Here is a 16805-nt window from a genome sequence, read left to right as displayed (position 1 = left end):
CGAAAGTAGTGTAAAAACCGTTTATATGCAAAGATTATGGTAGAGGTTGAAGAGAAATACATGGCTCGTTGCATCGAGTTGGCTAAAGGAGGGAGGGGAAATGTCAGTCCGAATCCGATGGTTGGTGCGGTGGTTGTGCATAAGGGCCGTATTATCGGTGAGGGATTTCACAGGAAATGTGGGGAGGCGCATGCCGAGGTGAATGCTATCGCTTCCGTGAAAGACGAGTCTTTGTTGAAAGACAGTACGATTTATGTGAGTCTGGAGCCTTGCTCTCATTATGGGAAGACGCCTCCTTGCGCCGAGTTGATTATCCGGAAAGGGATTCCACGGGTGGTGGTCGGTTGCTTGGATCCTTTTCCCGAGGTGTCGGGGCGAGGTGTGCGGATGTTGCGTGAGGCCGGTGTCGAGGTAGTCACAGGCGTGATGGAGGAAGAAGCCCGTGCGTTGAACAAGGCGTTTATGACGCTACAAACGAAAGGCCGTCCTTATATTATCTTGAAATGGGCGCAGAGTGAGGATGGGTTTATCGACCGTTTACGTATGGACGTGTTGGAGCCGGTCACGGTTTTGTCTTCTCCGGAGACTTCCCGCTTGGTGCATAAACTTCGCTCGGAGGTGGCGGCTATCATGGTCGGTACACGGACTGCTTTATTGGACAATCCTTCATTGAACGTGCGCCATTGGTCCGGTAATTCTCCGGTTAGGGTTGTATTGGATCGCCGGCTCGTTATTCCCGATTCTTATCGGTTACTGGATGGTTCCTTGCGTACATTAATATTTACGGAGAAGGAAGTGGAAAACCGAGAGGACGTGGAGTATATCCGGATAGATTTCGAGGGTCCGGTGATCCGGCAAGTGTTAGATCATCTTGCTGTCCGGAAGTTGGATTCCTTATTGGTGGAAGGTGGGACTCAGCTGATTAATTCTTTCGTGGAAGCGGATGTGTGGGACGAGGCGAGGGTGGAAACAGCTCCGGTTCGCCTGTATCAAGGGGTGCATGCGCCGATGCTTGAAAAGGGGGTTGTTAGGCGTGTCTCTCGAGGTTCTGTTATGAGCATTAAAAATCATAACTATGAAATTTTAAATCATAACGATGAGTTCGAAAAATCATAACTATGAATTTTAAGGCTCATATAATCAACTAAAATATTATAAATATTAGCAGGTATTAGGGTGAAAGCAAAAAATGTTTCTACTTTTGTGCCTTTATATGCGACAAACTTATGTTTTTGATGAAAAATAAATTAGTACTATTTATAACAGGTTGTTTTGCGTTAGTGCTGTCTTCTTGTTTGAAGTCAGATGAAATCGTTGGTGTAGAAGCTATTAAGAATTGCCAGATACATACTTTTTCATTAAGTCATGATTCTGTGTCGGGGTTGGATACTGTGAAGTTTACGATAGACCAGCTAACGGGACGGATTTTTAATATAGACTCTTTACCTTTTGGTACGAAGATCGAGAAAGTGGTTTGTAAGATTGGGTTCGCTAATTCTTCAGTGATAGGTGGCGTGGAGGCTAGTCCCGAGGCTTATCCCGATTCCACTTATTATTTAAGTAGTTTGTCGGATTCCATCGATTTCTCCGCTCCGGTAAAGTTCGTGGTTCATGCGTATGACCAAGTCACGACAAAAGTCTATATGGCGCAAGTGAATATCCATCAAGTGGTTCCGGACTCTATGGTTTGGAGTATGTACGCGAATCCTATGATTGGCATTACCGTGAAGGATCAGAAGGTGGTAACCTACGATTATAATGGATCGGAGAATTACTTTATGTATGTGAAACCCGCCGAGTCCGGTAAACCTTACCAATTATATTACGCTCCGGTAAGCGCGCCTAAGGGCTGGCAGCCATTATCCTTGACCGGTCTGCCTTCCGATGGGCTTTTGATCTCCCAGATTACTGAGTATAACAAAGCTTTATATGTGCCGGCTACAAATGGCACTTTATATAGATCCGAGGATGGCTTGACTTGGAGCGCTGTAGAGAACGCCCCTTCCGTGAAATACGTTTTGGGTAGCGTGAAGCAGGGCACGAAACAGCCTTCCGCCTTGGCTACGATCGTGGATCAGGAAGGAAAGCTAGCGTTCTATGCGATGAACGAATCCATGGAGTGGATCGCCGGAGATGCGGTGCCTAGCGGATTCCCTGTTACCGGATTTAGCAATCTCCAATATGCCGCAATGTATCATGAGTACTTGATGACCGCCAGCGGACGTACCGTGGACAACCAAGTGGTTAATACGACTTGGGCTACCATGGATGGTATCTCTTGGGCGTTGATGGCTTCTGGTGACGCAAACTTCACGAAGCGTGAGGGAGCGATGATCACGAATTATGACGATAAGTTTTTCTTGATCGGAGGTATCGACGCTTCGAACAAGGCATTGAAAGATATGTATCAATCGATAGATTATGGTATTTCTTGGTCGTTGATCGACTCGATGGTGGTGTTACCGACCGACTATGCGGCGAGAGGCTTTTCCTCAATTATTGTGGATAAAGAGAATTTCGTGAACATTTTCGGAGGAAAGACCAGCACTGGTTCCAATGACTTGAACCAACTTTGGAGAGGCCGTATCAATCGTTTGATCCCGAAGGAATAGAAAAGTTCGATAGGAGATGTATAATTTTATGAGGCTTTTAGCGTTAGAAAAAGAAGTGTGGTATATATAACAGCAAGGCTTATGACTTCAACTTTTTTTCAGCGGCTTCTCATAATCATCCTATTAGCGGGTACGGTCCCTACGCTTTGGGCGCAGGAATATAAGTACGAGATCGGTGGTATGGCTGGTGGCGCCTTTTATATGGGCGACGCCAACAAGAATACGATATTTAAAGGAATGAATCCGGCGGTGGGAGCCGTGTTCCGGTATAACATCAACTTTCGTTGGGCCTTGAAAGCCAACTTGATGTGGGGACAGGTTTCCGGTAAGACCGAAGGTATGGAGAACGTTTTTCCGAATAATGCCCAAACCTCTTTCAACCGTAGTATCATGGAGTTGGGGGGACAGGCGGAGTTCAACTTTTTCCCGTATAGCGATAAGTTCGACTATGCGGGGGCGAAGCGTTTCTCTCCTTATGTCTTGGTGGGCATTGGGCTGACGGTGGCTCCGGGTGGCGGGAAGACTTTCGCCAGCCCGAATATTCCTTTAGGCGTGGGCATGAAATATAAGATCAAGAACCGCCTTAATTTAGGGTGCGAGTTCTCGTTTCGTAAGTTATTTGGCGATGGCCTAGAGGGAAAGGACATGTTGGACGATCCGTATGGTGTTAAGAGTAGCGCTCTTAAGAATAAAGATTGGTACTCTTTCTTGTTGTTGTCTGTTACATGGGATTTCGGCCCGAGGTGCCGTACTTGTAACAATGCGAAAAATATAAGTGAATATTAGTAAGATAAAAAATGTCGTTGATTGAGAAAATAGACAAGAATCGCTTGCCACGGCACGTGGCAATTATTATGGACGGGAACGGACGTTGGGCCAAGGCGAAGGGGAAAGACCGTAGCTTCGGGCATCAGGAAGGCGTTGTTTCGGTCCGTAAGATTATGGATGCGGTCACTCAACTCGGATTGAAATATCTGACGTTGTACACTTTCTCTACCGAGAACTGGAATCGTCCGGAAGAAGAGGTCCAAGCGCTGATGAGCTTGCTGGTCTCCGCCATTCACCGGGAGACTCCGGACATGATGAAGAAAAACGTCCGCCTTACCGCCATAGGCGACCTCTCCCGCTTGCGTGAGGATGCATATAATACATTGCAAGAATGTATCGATATGACTTCGGCGAACACGGGAACCACACTTGTTCTGGCGCTTAGTTATTCTTCCCGGTGGGAGATCACCAGAGCGGCTAGGCAACTCGCCCAAGAGGTCTTGGAACAGAAAATAAACCCCAATGATATAACCGAGGCCATGGTCTCGGACCACTTGACGACCAAGAATATCCCCGATCCCGATCTTTTGATACGGACCGGAGGAGAGAAACGCATCAGTAACTTCTTGCTATGGCAGTTGTCATATGCTGAATTCTTCTTTACGGATGTGTTTTGGCCGGATTTCAGAGAAGAAGAGTTGTATGAGGCTATATTGTATTACCAGCAACGTGAGCGTCGTTTCGGTAAGACAAGTGAGCAATTAATCTTATAAACAATAGCTGTTATATGTACAAAAGAATAGTGCTGTTTTTTATTTGCTTGGGTTTCGCTTGCGGTGCGTTTGCCCAAGAAATAGACACTACCCAAGTTGAGGCGCCGGCAGAAGTGCCGGTCATTTCGTACTCGTTGGCCGCGAAGAAATACAAGATCGCGGATATAAAGATTACGGGTATCAAGAATTATGATGATTTTGTGTTGATCGGCTTCTCGGGCTTGTCGGTAGGCGATGAGATTACCGTACCGGGAGAGGAGATCACTACAGCAGTGAAGCGTTTTTGGAAACATGGCTTGTTTTCGGATGTGAAGATCTTGGCGACGAAGATCGAGGGCGACCAGATTTGGCTGGAGATCCAGCTGAAGCAACGTCCGCGTATCTCGCAAGTCAATTACCACGGGATCAAGAAAGGCGAGCGTGAGGACTTGGAGGCGAAGCTGGGCTTGAAGAAAGGTTTCCAGGTGACGCCGAACGTCATGGACCGTGCCAAGATCGTGATCCAGAAGTTCTTCGATGGCAAAGGCTTTAAGAACGTGGATGTCGAGATCGAGCAAAAGGACGATCCCGCGAATGAAGGCGAGGTGATCGTGGATATCAATATCGATAAGAATGAAAAGACCAAGATCCATCGTATCTATTTTGAGGGTAACGAAAAACTGACCGCCCGGGAGTTGAAGAAGGCGATGAAGAAGACGAACGAGAAGTTCAGCTTGCCGAACGACTGGAAAACCAGTATCATGGAGATGTTCAGCACGAAGAAGTTCACGACTGAGGAATATGAGAACGATAAGAAAAATATAATCGCTAAATATAACGAGCATGGTTATCGCGACGCCGTATTGTTGTCCGATAGCGTAGCGAACTTTAACGAGAAGAAGGTAGATATCTTCTTGAAAGTGGATGAAGGTGAGAAATACTATTTGAAAGATATTCGCTTCGTGGGTAATACGCAATATTCTACGGACTATTTGATGGCCGTGCTGGGTATGAAACCGGGCGAGGTGTATAATCAAAAGAAATTGAACGAACGTTTGAGTACGGATGAGGATGCCGTTTCGAATGTCTATTTTAATAACGGTTATTTGTTCTTCAACGCCGATCCGGTAGAGGTGGATGTAGCGAATGACTCTATCTCGTTAGAGATCCGTATCCAAGAGGGTCCGCAAGCGACGATCAACCGTATTATCATTAATGGTAATGACCGTCTGTATGAGGATATCGTTCGCCGTGAGTTGCGTACGAAGCCGGGTATGTTGTTCAGCCGCGAGGATTTGATGCGTTCCGTTCGTGAGTTGGCCCAGATGGGACACTTCGACCCGGAAAACATGAATCCGGTGCCGCTGCCTGATCCTGAGAATGGAACCGTGGATATCGAGTATAACTTGGTTTCCAAGGCGAATGACCAGATCGAGTTCTCCGCAGGTTGGGGACAGACGGGTGTGATCGGTAAGTTAAGTTTGAAGTTTACGAACTTCTCTATGAAGAACTTCTTAAACCCGAAAACCTATAAGGGCATCATCCCGCAAGGTGAGGGACAGACATTGACCTTGAGCGGCCAGACGAATGGGCGTTACTACCAGGCTTACAGCATCTCCTTCATGGATCCTTGGTTCGGCGGTAAACGACCGAATACATTGTCTGTCAGCGCTTATTTCTCAAAGCAAACCGATATCAGTAGCAATTACTTGACCAATTCCGGTTATGGTTATGGCTATCCGGGCTATGGCTATGGTTATCCCGGTTATTATGGGGGCGGTTATGGCTATGGTAGCAACTATTACGGCAACTATGGTTACAATAATAGTTATGAGTATGCTTACGACCCGGATAAGTCTATCATGATGTTCGGTTTAGCGGCCGGTTATGGTAAACGTTTGAATTGGCCGGACGACTACTTCCAGTTCATGGCGACGTTGAACTATCAGTTGTATATGATGCATGATTGGGACTATTTCTTGGTTAATAACGGAAATTGCCATAATATCAACTTGGAGTTGATGTTGCAACGTAACTCTATCGATAACCCGTTGTATACTCGTAAGGGTTCACAATTCATGTTGTCTGTAGCTGCTACGCCTCCTTACTCTTTATTCGATGGTAAGGATTATGCGTCGATGTCAAGCTCAGACCCGGATAAGTATAAATTCATCGAGTATCATAAATGGAAGTTCAAAGCGAAGATCTTCTCTCCGTTGGCTCCGTTGACCGTGAAACGTACGCCGGTATTGATGACCCGTGTTGAGTATGGCTTCTTAGGTACTTATAATAAAAATAAGAAGTCTCCGTTCGAGACCTTCTATATGGGTGGTGACGGTATGAGTGGTTACTCCAGTACCTATGCTCAGGAAACGATCGGTTTGAGAGGTTATGAGAATGGTAGTATCGCCGGTAATGGTGGTTACAACTCTTATGGATACGCTTATTCTCGTTTGGCTATGGAGTTGAGATATCCGTTCTTGCTGGAGCCTTCCTCTACGATCTACGGATTGGTATTTGTGGAGGCTGGTAACGCTTGGACTGATTTGAAGAATTTTAATCCGTTTAACTTGAAACGCTCCGCCGGTGTCGGTGTCCGTATATTCTTGCCGATGATCGGTTTGATGGGACTCGACTGGGCTTATGGTTTCGACGAGCCGAATTATGGATCTAATGGTAAACGTAGCGGTAGTAACCTGCACTTTATCATCGGACAGGAATTCTAAAATATAGATCGGGTATAGCTTCGTATGTAGAGACGGGGCGTGTTCCGTATGTAGAGACGGGGCACGCCCCGTCTCTACATTTAAATAAATACTTTTAACGAATATTGGTAGGCTGTAAGTAAACCCTCTGTTATATTTGCAGTCATAAAGTAGAACTATAAATAAAGAGAGTATGAAAAAGATTATCACATTGAGCTGTCTGATGTTGCTTTGTTCTTTTGCCGGCATGGCACAGAAGTTCGCTTTAATCGACATGGAATATATATTGAAGAATATTCCGGCTTACGAAATGACCAATGAGCAGTTGAGCCAAGTTTCCAAGAAATGGCAAAATGAGGTGGAAGCGATTCAGCAAGAAGCTCAGAATATGTATAAGAATTATCAGAGCGATCTGGTATTCCTCTCTGCCGAGATGAAAACGAAACGTGAGGAAGAGATCGTGAAGAAAGAGCAAGAGGCGCAAGATCTGAAGCGTAAATATTTCGGTCCTGAGGGTGAGTTATATAAGAAACGCGAGAGTTTGATGAAACCGATTCAAGACGAGGTGTATAATGCGGTGAAAGAAATCTCGGAAGACAAGGGATATCAAATTGTTTGGGATCGAGCTTCAGCTATGAGCATTATTTTCGCTTCTCCGAAGATCGATATCAGTAATGAAGTGCTGATTAAGTTAGGATATTCAAAATAAATGCTTACATTTGTGCGCTTTATGCATGAAAAGTGTGAAAGCTTGATTAATAACAAAGTAATTATATAGTAAAAATGAAGAAACTTATTGTTTTATTGTTGATGATTCTCCCGTTGGGAGCTATCGCTCAGGAAGTTAAAATTGCGTTTGTAAAAACTCAAGAGGTGTTTATGGCTATGCCGGAGGTATCTGGTATGGAAAAACAAATGGCAGACTTGAATGAGAAATATAGAGTTGAATTGAAGCAAATGCAAGATGAATACCAAAAGAAATATTCAGACTTCGTAGCGCAGCAAGATTCATTGACAGAAAATATCAAGTTGAGAAGAATGCAAGAGATTCAAGATATCCAAGAACGTATGGATAACTTCGTTCAGGTAGCTCAGCAAGACGTACAAAAGAAACAACAGGAATTGTTGCAACCGATCCAACAGAAGTTGCACGAGGCTATCCAGAAGGTAGGCGAGGAGAAGGGATATACGTATATCATCGATCCGGCAGCTTTGCTTTATACGGGTACTAACGCGGTAGACGCAACTCCGTTTGTTCGTACGAAACTCGGTTTGTAATTAGCGAGAAAATTTATTCTATAGAATAAAAGAGGGGGTGTTTTCCGAAAGGATTGCACCCTTTGTACTTTATAAAAGAAAGGTTCTGATATGTTTCCACAAGCTCCCGGTCCGATCGGTCTTTTTGATTCGGGTTATGGCGGACTGACGATTTTCGATAAGATCCATCAGTTGATGCCCGGTTATGATTACGTTTATCTGGGCGATAACGCACGTTCTCCTTATGGAACCCGTTCGTTCGAGGTCGTTTATCAATTTACCCGTCAGGCGGTATCGCGTCTGTTTGAGTCGGGTTGCCAATTGGTGATCTTGGCTTGTAATACGGCATCCGCGAAAGCGCTTCGTACGATCCAACAAAAAGACTTGCCTACATGGGATCCCAATCGTCGTGTATTGGGAGTCATCCGTCCTACAGTTGAGTTAGTGGATACGATCAGCCGTACTAAACATATCGGTATCGTAGGTACGAGCGGTACGATTACGTCCAATTCTTATACGATAGAGATCGGCAGGATGTACCCACATATCCAAGTGACAGGCGAGGCTTGCCCCATGTGGGTTCCTTTGGTGGAGAATAATGAGTTTAATTCTCCGGGAGCGGATTATTTCGTGAAAAAGCATATCGACCATATATTATCCGTAGATCCGCAAATCGATACGCTTATCTTGGGATGTACTCACTATCCCCTTTTGATGGATAAGATCCGTGCTTTTCTTCCTTCCGGCATCACTCTATTCTCGCAAGGCGAGCATGTAGCGGAGAGTTTGCGAGATTATTTAGGGCGTCACCCGGAAATGGATCGTAAACTCACGAAGGGAGGAAGTTGCCGTTTTCTTACCACGGAGTCGGCAGAGAAGTTTTCTGAGGCGGCCTCTATCTTCATGAATACTCCGGTTTCGGTTTCCCAGATCGAGCTATAACGCCCCTAGGCCCTATGAGGGAGATGTATATGAACGCTATTTATACTTCCCTCCTTCTTTATGAATACTTGAAAGATATCGGATGAATTCATTTGAATATCTAGTATAATTCTACAGATCACGCCGTGAACTCTACAGACCAAGGCTTGATCTATACAAACCAAGGCGTGGTCTGTACGTACCATACCGTGATTTATGAAATAGAATAAGGAGCGAGAATGTATAGGTATAGAAAGAAATAGGTATAATACCTTATCCTAGCCTAAATTCTTGCCGGATGTCTGTCTTCTACAGAAAAGTCAGACGTTCCCTTATTGTATGCTCTTTCCGAAAGGTGCCAAGGCTAAAGCTGCCATCTTAAAATGTTGCATGCCGAAAGGGATGCCGATGATCGTGATACATAGCAAAAGGCCGAATCCCAGATGCGTAAGGCAAATCCAAAAGCCTCCGACGAATATCCAGATCACATTCATGATAAGTGACAGGCATCCTCCGGAATTCCCCTCGTCTACGACACGGCTGCCAAAAGGCCATAAAGCCAGTATCGCTAATTTTAAGGTCTGGAGGCCAAAAGGTATACCAATGATCGTTATCATTAGTATTAGGCTGGATATCAGATATTCTACACTTGTTATAATCCCTCCGAAGAGTAACCATATTATATTCCCCAAGAATTTCATACGCTAGTTATTTAAATGGTTGATACTATCTTTCTCATATATAACAGATGCTTTGCTAACTGTGGCTACATGAAAGCTATCTATTTCCGCCAAGATTTGCCGCTTAACGAAAGCGAAACTATCCCTATAGGCCGGTTTCACCGGTTCAGAAGGGGGAGCTTCCATTTTTAGCGGATCGATAGGTTGCCCGTTTTTGTGGACACGGAAGTCTAGATGCGGTCCGGTAGAGAGTCCGGTGGAGCCTACATAAGCGATTTCTTGGCCTTGTTGCACATGGCTGCCTACTTGGATTCCTTTGGCGAAGCGGCTTAAGTGCATATAAGTCGTGGTGTATACGGAGTTATGTTTCACTTTCAGGAAATTGCCCCCGCCGTTTTGATATCCCTTGGCGATAACCGTACCAGCTCCGATGCTGCGTACCGGTGTACCGGTCGGTGCTGCGTAATCAACCCCATGATGCGCCCGGTATCGTTTGAGGATCGGGTGGAAACGGGCGTTCGTAAAACGGGATGTGATCCGGAAAAAGTCTAATGGCGCTTTCAAGAACGCTTTGCGAAGGCTGTTCCCTTCCTCATCAAAGTATTCGAAGATACTGTCTTGGGTGAAAGGAATCGCTACAAACTCTTTGCCTTGATGCGTAAAGATCGCCCCCTCAATAGAGGCGATGCTCAAGGCGGTGGTATCGTCGATGTAAGCCTCATTGTATAGAACCTTGAAGGAGTCTCCATCCTTGATATCGAAGAAATCGATTTGCCAAGCGTACACGTCCGATATCTTGATCGCCAGATACGGATCACCTCCGTTGGCCTTGATCACGTTCCATAGGGAAGAGTTTAATACTCCTTCCGTATATTTTTTCTTGAGGGTGATCGGCTTATTAAATTCATAGGCGTTGATCGTATCGCCGGTCAAGTCGATTACGGCATAATCGGTCAGCGACTTGGCGAAGGCGATATATCGGATCGTCTCCAAGGAATCTACCGTGGAAAATGTGTAATAATGCATGCCGGCTCGCAGTTTCGTCGGATCGAGGACATGGGTGGATGCCCTGCTGATACTGTCTGCTTTCAAGGCCGTGAAGCCCAGCCCGGAGAAGATGGAGGCGGGATTATCCCCGTTTTTCATCAAATACTCTTTTACGTCCAAGGAATCGATACAGATGCCGTATTGATACAGATGCTGTGAGCTATCCACCCACTGCGTATCCATGTCTGCGTCTTCCGTGGGCTGTTGGGGCTGTTTGCAGGAGAAACAACTCATCAACATGACTAATACGATACATATAGGTAGTTTCTTGTCCATTTGTCTTCGTTTGTTCATCAAAAATTATTCAACCGGATACAAACTTACGGAAAATAATAGAAATAGCGAAACCTATTTAGCGTAAAGCTTTGTACCTTCGCGGACTCGTAAAAAAGGTGTTTAGGTAGAAAGCAGATCAATGGACATGTATAGACTATTCCGTGCCCCGAGAGGGCTGAGAGGCAAATTATTTAAATTAACAGGGCCTATCTTTCTGGAAACCTTGCTGATGTTGACTTTAGGCGTGGTGGATACGCTTATGCTGAGCCATCATTCCGATAATGCGGTGGCGGCGGTAGGTGTGGTGAATCAATTGCTGAACATGGTATTCCTGCTGTTCAATATTACCACGACCGGAACTTCCGTCATGTGCGCCCTCTATTTCGGGGCGAAAGATAATAAGAGTTTTATTCAGGTATTAGGGACGTCTTTGCTGTTTAACGCGGGAATCGGTTGCTTGATCAGCTTGATGCTTTTCTTGTTCGGTAGGGAGATGCTGGTCCTGATGGATATCCGTCCGGATCTGATGCCGGACGCTGAGACTTATATGCACATTGTCGGAGGGTTCGGCTTCTTCCAAGCGGTTAGTTTCACGATATCGGCGGTGCTCCGTGCGGCGAACAAGCCGAATTACGCGATGCAGGTGACCTTGTTGATCAATGTATTGAATGTGTTTGGAAATTATGCGTTGATATTTGGCCATTTCGGTTTCCCTGCCCTCGGTGTACAAGGAGCGGCTATCTCTACCTCTGTTTGCCGGGGAGTGGCGATGACACTTTTGTTTATCATGCTGTTCAAGCGGTTGGTGCCTCGTATCCCTTTGGCTTATTTCCGTCCGTTCCCGTTTCAGAAGTTGAGAGACGTGTTGAAGATCGGTTTGCCTTCGGCGGCGGAACAAATCTCGTATGATGCCTCGCAGGTGACGATCGTTTACTTCATCAATATGTTGGGTAATGAGTACTTGACAGCGCGTGTTTATGTGATGAATATCGTGATAATCGGCTATATCTTCTCTTTGTCGATCGCGCAAGCTACTTCTATTTGTACCGGCAATTTGGTGGGCGCGAGAAAGAAGCAAGCCGCTTATTTATTGAGTTGGTATGCTTGGAGGAGGTCGTTGCTGATTACGCTGGTCGCTAGTACCGGGGTTTATCTGCTGGGACGTCCTTTATTGGGGATATTTACTGAGAATCAAGCAATCATAACGATCGCGATGGGAGCCTTGCTGGTAGATGTACTCTTGGAGCAAGGGCGGGCCACGGTACTGCTGTTCTTATTCTGCTTGCGTTCGGTAGGCGACGTCGTGGTCCCGGTAATTATCGAGTTATTCTGTATGTGGTTCTTTGCCGTGTTCTGCGGGTATATGTTCGGTATCGTGTTCGGATTAGGCTTAGCGGGGATGTGGTTCGCTTTTGCTTTGGACGAGTGTTCCAGGGGAGCGGTACTCTGTTTGCGATGGCGAACGCAGAAGTGGAAAAAGAGGATGTTAATCAAGAACCCTGTTAATATAAGCTAAAACAGGGTGCTCTTGGGAACATTTTGCCTTCTATTTGCGTCTTACTAATTACAATAGATATTTTATAAAAGATTATGATGAAGATGAAAAAGGTATTGTTTTATGCGTTTTTGCTTCCCGCTTTCGTTGGGATGATGTTTTCTTGTTCAGACGTCAAGACAGATGTGAAGAAGTTGGAAGGTAAATGGAATGTGGTAGAAGTGAAAGGTGAGAAAGTCTTGGAAGAAGGCCTGCCGCAGATGGACTTCAATATGGCTGAGAAGAAATTACATGGAAATACAGGCTGTAATTTATTCAATACGACGATCACGTTAGATCCGGAAGATGTATCTTCTATTACGATCGCTCCGGGCGCTACGACTATGATGGCTTGTCCGAATATGGATTTGGAGACGAGCGTGCTTCAATCGATGGATCAGGTTCGTTCCGTGAAGGCCGGAAAAGATGAGAATGAGATGTTGTTGGTAGACCAAGATGGTAATGTATTATTAGTATTGGAGAGAAATTAATGCGAAAAGGTCTTTTTTATATTTGCCTGCTTTTGGTAGGCGTCGGTTTGTTCGCCGGTTGTAAGTCCAAGAAAGCGGTGGTAGCTTCTTTCTCGGATCTGGATGGTGAATGGGGTGTCGTGGAGATGAACGGTAAGACGTTGAATCCCGAGGAGACTCATCAGGTTTTGGTGTTCGACGTGGCTCGTCAAGGGCTTTCAGGAAATGCCGGTTGCAATCGGTTGATGGGGAAGATCGAATATAATGATGCTTATAGAAATATCATTAAGTTCCCACAGGTAGCGACTACCCGAATGGCTTGCCCGGATATGAGCGGCGAGCGTGAGTTGCTGGAAGCGCTTAATAAGGTGGTGCGCTTTGAGGCACAGGGTGAGGCGGCTCCTGTTACGGAAATCGCTTTGTTCGGGACCAATAATGATAAGTTGTTGGTGATCAAAAAGCAAAAATAAAATCACCCAGTTGTAGAGACGGGGCACGCCCCGTCTCTACAACTGGGTATTAATATTTGAAACTATAACGGAATCCTGCCTTAAACCAAATACCCGGTTGGGGGATATTTCCCAGATCATAATAAGTGGAATTGAGCAGATTATTTAACTCCGCATATAGATTTAACCGCTGATATTCCCAATTTACTTTCATATCTACTAAGCAATAAGGAGCGTAAGGTTCCTCATAAGCCGGCTTAAGATTCTCGTATTTAGTATAACTACCTGCCCGGTCTTGCCAACGGACATACCAAGTGGCCGAAAAACCTTTCCAGATAGAATGGCTTAATTGAGCCGTGAACTTGTGCTTCAGATAATCTAACGCATAATTCGATATATACCCCTCACTATCCTTGTCTTGATGGATAAACGCATATCCCAGTTCTATTTTCCGGATAAAGAACCGTTCGTTGCCCAGTTCCCTCGGTAATAAACTCAGGTTAGTCTCGAAACCAAGGTTATCGACTTTTGTCAGATTTTGGCTTTCCCAGATATCTTCCGGTTTCTCTTTCACCCAATCGATCATGTTCTTGCCTTTTCGGTAAAAGCCGGCTATATGAGCCCGGAGGAAGTAAGTGTTGTATTTCAGTCCGACCTCGAATGCCTCGCTTTCCTCCGGTTTTAGGTCCGGATTTCCTTTATTCGTCTTACCCTCATAATAAAGATCGGTGAAAGTCGGCATACGCAATGCCCGGTTCCAGCTCCCATACAGACGGAAATTGTCCCCGATACGGTAACTGGCATCTATTCCCGGATAGAAATGAATCCCTTCGTTTAAGGCCGAATTATAGTTTGCCAAGACCCCGACTGACAACGTGAAGCGGCGTAATAATACGTTATGCTCAAGAAAGTAGCTGATGTTACTTCGGTTATCGCTTTTTAGATATTGCCCCTCTTTCTCGAAAGGAACATCCTGCGGTTCCTTCATCGGCTTGCCTAATACGTTACTCTTTACTCCCTCGTTTCGGAATTCCACGCCCATACTGGTTCTTCCTAGTTTCCACTGTGTCATGGCGTTGAGGTTGGCTCCAAATACTTCCGTCTCATGGTAATTATGCCCGGTATACCAATCGGCGGGATCACTACGGAACAACTCGTACCGGTCGAAATGTCGGGTCCAGTATACCTTGGGGGTGAACTTGATTTTGCCATGTATTTCTCCTCCGGCGGAGAGGAAGAAGCGGCGAGTCTTGTCGTATTGATTGGGATAGGAAGCGGAGTAGAAGCTATTCGCTCCATAACCTTTGTCGTTGTATCCGGCTTGGAATTGGAAATCGGCCTCCTCGCTTTTAAGTTCCGATTGCCAAAAAAGATTTAATTGTTTGAAGTCTGTATTGTCTATATACCCTCCGGACGAGGTATACCCTGCGGAAAGGCGCTGTCCGAAATGAGTGGTCGCGTGATTGATGGCAGCTTCCAGTTTCCATAGCTTATGCATTCCGGCGTAATTGTCGGTCGAGATCCTGTTCTCTTTTCCTGTTTTCGTGATGATATTGATCGCTCCGGCGAAAGCGCTGGCCCCGAATATACGGGAAGAAGGGCCGGATACCACCTCGATGCGCTCTATGTCCGAGAGATTCACCGGGAGGTCAAAACTATAATGGCCGGTTTGTGGGTTGGAGAGGTTGACCCCGTTTAAGAGAACCGCTATTTGGTCGAACGTCCCTCCCCGGATGGAGATATCGGCTTGGGTGCCTCCTTCTCCTCGTTGCCGGACGTCTATTCCCGCGGCATATTCTAAAAGATCTTGGATACTGGTGACAGGTGCCGCCGCGATATCACGGGCGGGAATGACTGTCACGATCTTGGTCGCTTGATTCCGTGCGATAGGCGCACGGGAGGCGGTAACTTCTACCTCTTCCAGCTCTACGGAAGCTTCCTCGCCGGTCCGGTTAGGCTCGATTGTCTTTTGAGCTTGCGCCGTGTCGGGCAGGGCGAATAGTAACGTGCTTGCTGTCACGACTCCAATGTTAATGACTTTGTGCATACTCCGGAACGCGGCGTAACGTTTCCGGTCGAATCGGCGGAAACGTACGGCGACTTGGGTATGCGATTCCCAATAATTCATTCGTTCTTATTTTTTATTTTGAGTAGGATAGTCCGGATAAAGTAAATACTTTTTACGCATGGCCTTGTATTGATCCAGCTCGGGTTTCCAACTTTCCCGGATCTCTTTCTCGGATAAGCCCCTTACGATCTGGTAGCGGAGCTGCTTCGTGCCTGCCAATAAATCGAACCAGTTCGGACGGGAGAAGAAAAAGGCTTGATCCTTTCCCGCTTTATTGTAGAAGTCGAGGAAGAATCGCAAGGTTAATCCTCCTTCGAACGGATATTCCCGCAGATCGATGCCGTAACATACTTTATCCTTTTGCAAGGGATTGGTATCGAATCCGGGCAAGGAGGTCGGGGTAAAAGTGAAATCCCCGTATTTAGGGTCCGAGAAACCTAGTACTTGAAACGGATAATAGGTTCCTCTTCCCACGCTAACGTTCGTAGCCTCAAAAAAGCAAAGCGACGGATACAGGCGGATAGACTGGTCATTCGGGAGGTTCGGAGAGGGTTTGACCGGTAACCAATAGGGATCTCCGTGTTTCCAATTCTCCATCTTTACGATCTTTAACCGGCAGGTATCGGGCACACTTTTCAGCCAGCCTTCCTTATTGATCATCCATGCCAATTCCCCTACGGTCAAGCCGTGCAAGATCGGGAGCGGATCGACACCGACGAAAGACTCGAATCCTTTCTGGCGGATCGGTCCGTCTACGAAGTCATTCGGGTTCGGGCGGTCCAACACGATAAACTCTTTGTTGTTTTCGGCGCAGGCTTCCATCACGTAATGCATCGTACTGATATAGGTGTAGAAACGGGCACCTACATCTTGTATATCGAAAACAATCACGTCGAGGTCGCCCAGTTGCTCGGCGGACGGTTTCTTGTTTTTCCCATAGATAGAGATGATGGGGACACCTGTTTTCAAGTCCCGGCTATCTTTTATCTCCTCTCCGGCATCACCGGTTCCCCGGAATCCATGTTCCGGAGCGAACACCTTCTTAACGTCTATGCCTTCCGCTACTAGCGCATCTAATAAATGAATCTGCCGCTTTTCCAAAATGGAAGTCTGGTTGACCACTAATCCGACCCGCTTATCCTTAAGCAAACGGGTGACGACATCCATCCGCTCGGCACCTAGCTTTAACGGGGCGTTTTGTGAATAGACCGTTGGCGTCAGGCTAAAAAGTATGACTAGAAATATAAAGATCTGTTTCATTACATA

Annotated in this window: 15 protein-coding genes; 11 read left to right on the top strand and 4 right to left on the bottom strand. The window is 46.0% G+C overall.

Translation table 11 applies throughout. From position 1 onward, the window contains the following. Positions 1-36 precede the first annotated feature (36 nt). The 8 genes from ribD to murI all read left to right on the top strand — a co-directional run bounded on the left by ribD (position 37) and on the right by murI (position 9036). On the top strand, positions 37-1116 hold the full coding sequence (gene ribD / locus HMPREF0999_RS13730) for a bifunctional diaminohydroxyphosphoribosylaminopyrimidine deaminase/5-amino-6-(5-phosphoribosylamino)uracil reductase RibD (protein ID WP_009276168.1): 1080 nt from the start codon (positions 37-39) through the stop codon (positions 1114-1116). 119 nt (positions 1117-1235) lie between these two features. After that, positions 1236-2612 (top strand): DUF6242 domain-containing protein, encoded by a 1377-nt coding sequence (locus tag HMPREF0999_RS13725; RefSeq protein ID WP_009276167.1) that lies wholly within the window; start codon positions 1236-1238, stop codon positions 2610-2612. Positions 2613-2693: 81 nt separating this feature from the next. Beyond that, complete coding sequence (locus HMPREF0999_RS13720; RefSeq protein ID WP_009276166.1) at positions 2694-3398, top strand: DUF6089 family protein; 705 nt, start codon at positions 2694-2696, stop codon at positions 3396-3398. Between the two features lie 11 nt (positions 3399-3409). Beyond that, positions 3410-4153 carry an isoprenyl transferase gene (locus HMPREF0999_RS13715; RefSeq protein ID WP_008772657.1) on the top strand — a complete coding sequence of 248 codons (744 nt, stop codon included), beginning with the start codon at positions 3410-3412 and terminating at the stop codon, positions 4151-4153. Between the two features lie 14 nt (positions 4154-4167). Continuing rightward, positions 4168-6858 carry an outer membrane protein assembly factor BamA gene (gene bamA / locus HMPREF0999_RS13710; protein ID WP_008772656.1) on the top strand — a complete coding sequence of 897 codons (2691 nt, stop codon included), beginning with the start codon at positions 4168-4170 and terminating at the stop codon, positions 6856-6858. A 172-nt stretch (positions 6859-7030) separates the two neighbouring features. Beyond that, positions 7031-7546 (top strand): OmpH family outer membrane protein, encoded by a 516-nt coding sequence (locus HMPREF0999_RS13705; protein ID WP_005858974.1) that lies wholly within the window; start codon positions 7031-7033, stop codon positions 7544-7546. 74 nt (positions 7547-7620) lie between these two features. Then, positions 7621-8115 (top strand): OmpH family outer membrane protein, encoded by a 495-nt coding sequence (locus tag HMPREF0999_RS13700; RefSeq protein ID WP_005858972.1) that lies wholly within the window; start codon positions 7621-7623, stop codon positions 8113-8115. Between the two features lie 90 nt (positions 8116-8205). After that, entirely contained in the window at positions 8206-9036 is an 831-nt protein-coding gene (murI, locus tag HMPREF0999_RS13695) for a glutamate racemase (RefSeq protein ID WP_009276165.1), read from the top strand. Between the two features lie 311 nt (positions 9037-9347). On the opposite strand, the gene HMPREF0999_RS13690 is transcribed toward murI, so the two are convergent. Both HMPREF0999_RS13690 and HMPREF0999_RS13685 read right to left on the bottom strand, forming a co-directional pair. After that, positions 9348-9716 carry a YccF domain-containing protein gene (locus HMPREF0999_RS13690; protein ID WP_005858967.1) on the bottom strand — a complete coding sequence of 123 codons (369 nt, stop codon included), beginning with the start codon at positions 9714-9716 and terminating at the stop codon, positions 9348-9350. A 3-nt stretch (positions 9717-9719) separates the two neighbouring features. Next, positions 9720-11018 (bottom strand): M23 family metallopeptidase, encoded by a 1299-nt coding sequence (locus HMPREF0999_RS13685; RefSeq protein ID WP_008772654.1) that lies wholly within the window; start codon positions 11016-11018, stop codon positions 9720-9722. Between the two features lie 145 nt (positions 11019-11163). Here HMPREF0999_RS13685 and HMPREF0999_RS13680 point away from each other — a divergent pair, with 145 nt between their 5' ends. The 3 genes from HMPREF0999_RS13680 to HMPREF0999_RS13670 all read left to right on the top strand — a co-directional run bounded on the left by HMPREF0999_RS13680 (position 11164) and on the right by HMPREF0999_RS13670 (position 13492). Continuing rightward, positions 11164-12534: an MATE family efflux transporter gene (locus HMPREF0999_RS13680; protein WP_009276164.1), complete on the top strand. Its 1371-nt coding sequence runs from the start codon at positions 11164-11166 to the stop codon at positions 12532-12534. A gap of 83 nt (positions 12535-12617) precedes the next feature. After that, positions 12618-13043 (top strand): META domain-containing protein, encoded by a 426-nt coding sequence (locus HMPREF0999_RS13675; protein ID WP_005858961.1) that lies wholly within the window; start codon positions 12618-12620, stop codon positions 13041-13043. After that, the gene (locus tag HMPREF0999_RS13670; RefSeq protein WP_008772651.1) at positions 13043-13492 is read left to right on the top strand and encodes an META domain-containing protein; all 450 of its coding nucleotides are present in this window, start codon (positions 13043-13045) and stop codon (positions 13490-13492) included. Before HMPREF0999_RS13675 ends, HMPREF0999_RS13670 begins: the two co-directional genes overlap by 1 nt. A 49-nt stretch (positions 13493-13541) precedes the next feature. Here HMPREF0999_RS13670 and HMPREF0999_RS13665 read toward each other — a convergent pair whose 3' ends face one another. Together HMPREF0999_RS13665 and HMPREF0999_RS13660 are read right to left on the bottom strand one after the other, a co-directional pair. Continuing rightward, positions 13542-15599, bottom strand: a complete 2058-nt coding sequence (locus HMPREF0999_RS13665; RefSeq protein ID WP_009276163.1) for a TonB-dependent receptor plug domain-containing protein — start codon at positions 15597-15599, stop codon at positions 13542-13544. A gap of 6 nt (positions 15600-15605) precedes the next feature. Beyond that, a complete protein-coding gene (locus tag HMPREF0999_RS13660; RefSeq protein WP_009276162.1) occupies positions 15606-16799 on the bottom strand; it encodes an exo-beta-N-acetylmuramidase NamZ domain-containing protein in 1194 nt (397 codons plus the stop codon). Positions 16800-16805: the final 6 nt, after the last annotated feature.

This window comes from Parabacteroides sp. D25, from assembly GCF_000307475.1.
GTDB classification, from domain to species: Bacteria; Bacteroidota; Bacteroidia; order Bacteroidales; family Tannerellaceae; genus Parabacteroides; species Parabacteroides distasonis.
This window is presented reverse-complemented; position numbering and strand designations above follow the sequence as displayed.